The 3,721-nt window shown below is 63.2% G+C and carries 4 protein-coding genes; 3 read left to right on the top strand and 1 reads right to left on the bottom strand.

The features are described from left to right. The 3 genes from CAK78_RS09990 to CAK78_RS09980 form a co-directional block, all read left to right on the top strand. On the top strand, positions 1–569 hold a 569-nt coding region (locus tag CAK78_RS09990), incomplete at its 5' end, for a TetR family transcriptional regulator (RefSeq protein WP_094697165.1). A 237-nt stretch (positions 570–806) separates the two neighbouring features. Next, positions 807–1,310, top strand: a complete 504-nt coding sequence (locus CAK78_RS09985; RefSeq protein WP_176452739.1) for a class I SAM-dependent methyltransferase — start codon at positions 807–809, stop codon at positions 1,308–1,310. Positions 1,311–1,505: 195 nt separating this feature from the next. Next, positions 1,506–2,684 carry a dicarboxylate/amino acid:cation symporter gene (locus tag CAK78_RS09980; protein WP_094697164.1) on the top strand — a complete coding sequence of 393 codons (1,179 nt, stop codon included), beginning with the start codon at positions 1,506–1,508 and terminating at the stop codon, positions 2,682–2,684. Between the two features lie 61 nt (positions 2,685–2,745). On the opposite strand, the gene tesB is transcribed toward CAK78_RS09980, so the two are convergent. Further along, positions 2,746–3,609, bottom strand: coding sequence for an acyl-CoA thioesterase II (gene tesB / locus CAK78_RS09975; protein WP_042008508.1), 864 nt, complete (start codon positions 3,607–3,609; stop codon positions 2,746–2,748). Positions 3,610–3,721 lie beyond the last annotated feature (112 nt).

The raw sequence follows: 3,721 nt of genomic DNA, 5'->3' as shown, positions 1-3,721 counted from the left end.
GCTCACAAGGCCTGGCCAAGACCAGCCTGACCGACATCGCCAGGGCCGCCGAGCTGACCCGGGGCGCCATTTACTGGCATTTCAAGAACAAGGAAGAGCTGTTCGTCTCCCTCTGGGAGGAGCTCTGCCAGCCCCTCTCCCACCAGCTCGATGCCTGCGTCTCCGAGCAGGAGCCCGACCCCCTCGGCAAGCTGCGCAGCTTCCTCAAGGGGGTGATCATCAAGATAAGCACCGAGCCCGCCCATCAGCAGATGTTCACCATACTGTTCAATCTGGAGTCGCTGGAGGGAGAGGCCATCTCACTGCGCGAGCACATGCGCAGCCAGTCCAACAACTTCTTCCGGGATCTGGAGACCACCCTGGGCAATGCGGTGCGCCTTGGCCAGCTGCCGCGGGAGCTGGATCTGCAGCGGGCCGCCACCCTGCTGCACTGCACCCTGGATGGCTACATCATCAACTGGCTGCACTTCCCGGATCGCATCGACTTGCGCCAGGAGGCCGACTTTGTGCTGGACAACCTGTTCGCCCTGATCGCCCAGTCCGGCGGCCCGGCCACCCGCCGCACCTGACTCACAGCCGCTCGGCACAGATCCATTGGCCGGTGCAAACACTCTCCCGTTTCCTCCCCTTCCTTTGGCGCCCCGGCGCCAAATTCACTCAAATTTGCTATAGTCACGCCCCCGAAACAGAGTAACGTCCCCGCAAAAGTGCCCGCCATGTCCCGTTCGTCTCCCCATTGCCCGCCGATATCCCTTGCCACCCCCTCAGCCGACCCACTGTCCGTCGCACGTCAGCAGTTTCTGACCTTGCTCCATTGTGGTGCCCACCTGCTGGAGGCGGGTTGCGGCGAAGGCGACGATCTCTGCTTCTTTCGCCAGCAGGGACTGGTGGTGACTGCCTTCGATGCCCGCCTGGCCCAGGCCAGGGTGGCCTCACGACGCAGCGGCCAGCCGGTGCGGATCTGCCGAATCGATCAGCTGCACAGCGTGGTGCCCTATGACGGCATCTGGGCGCGCGGGGCATTGCCGCTGCTCGCGGCCAGCGAGCTCAGCAACGCGCTGGCGCACCTGGCCGGCCTGCTCAAGCCTGCCGGGCCGCTCTACTGCGCCTTTCCCCACCCCAGTGGCCAGCCAGCCTCCAGCGACGGCACGCCTGAAGCCGCCTCTCCGGTAGCCGAAGATCGCCTCTCCCGACTCGATGAGGAGGGGCTGCGCCGGCTCATCGCCCCGCTGCCGCTGCAACTGCAGCAGTGCTGGGAGAGCGAGCAGGCGGATGGCCGCTGGCTGCACGCCCTGTTGATCCGCGGCTGAAGGGCCGCCCCCAATTAATCATCCTCTTCTCTCGGTGATCACCTCGTCAGTGACTCTCACCACCATGATCACATTTAACAATATTTAACTCGACATTAACGCACCTACGACAGACATGATGCGGATTTTGTGTTAAAAAGCGGCATTAAAATCAAAATTAAATAACAAGTCAGACACTAACACCTGGATTTACTTATGAAACTTGTCCTCAAACTGGTTGCCGGCATCCTCGCCGGTCTCTTGCTCGGTCTCTACGCCCCTGAATGGGTCACACGCGTGCTGTTTACGGCCAAGACAGTCATAGGTCAGCTGATCACCTTCACCATTCCGCTCATCATCCTGTTCTTCATCATGAGCGGCATCGCCAGCCTGCCGAAGAACTCCGGCAAGCTGCTGGGCAAGACGGTCGCCCTCTCCTACTGCTCCACCATACTGGCGGGCCTGTTCGCCTTTACCGTGGCCAGCAACCTGATCCCGCGTCTGACCAGCGCCGCCGAGCTTACCGCCGAAGCGGCCACCAAGCTCGCCTCCTACATCAATCTGGAGATCCCGCCGCTGTTCGGGGTGATGTCGGCACTGGCCGCCGCCTTCGTGTTCGGCATCGGCATCAGCGCCACCCAGGCCACCGATCTGCGCCGGGTCGCCGATCAGGGCCGCGACATCATCGACCGCCTGCTGGCCAAGGTGATCATCCCGCTGCTGCCGTTCTACATCGCCGGCGTCTTCGTCGAGATGACGGTGGAAGGCACCGTCTTCGCCACCCTGAAGACCTTCGGCGTGGTGCTGGTAATGGCCATCATCATGCACTGGCTCTGGCTCTCCGTGCTGTTCGTCGGCACCGGTCTGGCCCTGGGTCGCTCCCCGGTCCAGCTCATCAAGAACATGCTGCCAGCCTACTTCACCGCTCTTGGCACCATGTCCAGCGCCGCCACCATCCCGGTCGCCCTGCAGGCCAGCAAGAACAACGGCGTGAGCGCCGGCATCGCCAACTTCACCGTGCCGCTGTGCGCCACCATTCACCTGTGTGGCTCCACCATCACCCTGGTGACCTGCGCCACCGCCGTGATGTTCCTCTCCGAGCATCTGGCCATCCCGGGCATCGGCACCATGCTGCCCTTCATCATGATGCTGGGTGTCATCATGATCGCTGCCCCGGGTGCCCCGGGTGGTGGCGTCATGTCCGCACTGGGTCTGCTCACCTCCATGCTGGGGTTCGGTGAGGCCTCCATCGCCCTGATGATCGCCCTCTACCTGGCCCAGGACAGCTTCGGCACCGCCTGCAACGTCACCGGCGATGGCGTGATTGCCCTGTGGGCCGACCGTTTTGCCCAGAGCGGCGAGACAACCCTCAACGCCGAGCAGGACGCAGCCTGACAAGCACTGACCAATAAAAACGGGAGCCATCGGCTCCCGTTTTTTATGGGCATAGCGGCACTCAACCGCGGCGACGGATCACCCCCTCCTGCGCCGTGCTCGCCACCAGCACCCCATCGCGGGTAAAGAACTGGCCACGTACCAGGCCGCGACCGGCGCTGGCGCTCGGGCTGTCCACCACGTAGAGCAGCCAGTCGTCCAGCCGGAAATCCCGGTGGAACCACATAGAGTGGTCGATGGTGGCCACCTGCATGTCCGGCTCCCAGTACGACACCCCGTGGGGCTGCAGGGCTGTGAACAGGAAGTGGAAGTCAGAGGCATAGGCCAGCAGGTACTTGTGCACCCGTTGATCGTCCGGCATCTGGCCATTGGCCTTGAACCAGACGTGGCGCACCGGCTCATGCACGTCGGGGCGGATCGGGTCGACCAGGGTCACCGGGCGAATTTCGATGGGCTTCTCGCACATGATCTTGTCGCGCAGGGCGGGCGGGATCTGCTGCTCGTAGGGACGCACCAGCTCCAGTTCGCTCTTGAGCTGCTCGGGGGGCGTGATCCCCGCCGGCATGGCGATCTGGTGTTCAAACCCCTCGGCCTCGACCTGGAAGGAGGCGTTGAGATAGAAGATGGGCTTGCCGCCCTGAATGGCTTTGACCCGGCGGGTGGAGACGGTCTGACCGTCGCGGATGTTCTCCACGTCGTAGACGATGGGACGGTTGGCATCGCCGGGGCGCAGGAAGTAGGAGTGGAAGCTGTGCACCTGGCGATCGCTGGCCACCGTCTGCTTGGCGGCTGACAAGGCCTGCCCCATTACCTGTCCGCCAAACACGGCCCGCAGACCGAGATCCTGGCTCTGGCCCCGAAACAGGCCCTCCTCGATTTTTTCGAGCGCCAGCAACGCCAGCAGCTCATCAAGTACCTTGCTCATTATTATCTCCTGTGTCAGTGCCGGAAGGCTAACAAGCCCGCCCCCGCCGGGCAACCACCCCGGCCCCCGCCAGCCGCCTGCCTAGGCTGTGTTCTTAAAGTGATGAATATAT

Origin of the sequence: Aeromonas sp. A35_P, assembly GCF_002259925.1 — a bacterium.
Taxonomy (GTDB): Bacteria; Pseudomonadota; Gammaproteobacteria; order Enterobacterales; family Aeromonadaceae; genus Aeromonas; species Aeromonas dhakensis.
This window is presented reverse-complemented; position numbering and strand designations above follow the sequence as displayed.

Bases quoted from the DNA above. Each gene is read 5' to 3' on its own strand.
- CAK78_RS09980 (WP_094697164.1), top strand. From the start codon at position 1,506: ATGAAACTTGTCCTCAAACTGGTTGCCGGCATCCTCGCCGGTCTCTTG.
- tesB (WP_042008508.1), bottom strand. From the start codon at position 3,609: ATGAGCAAGGTACTTGATGAGCTGCTGGCGTTGCTGGCGCTCGAAAAA.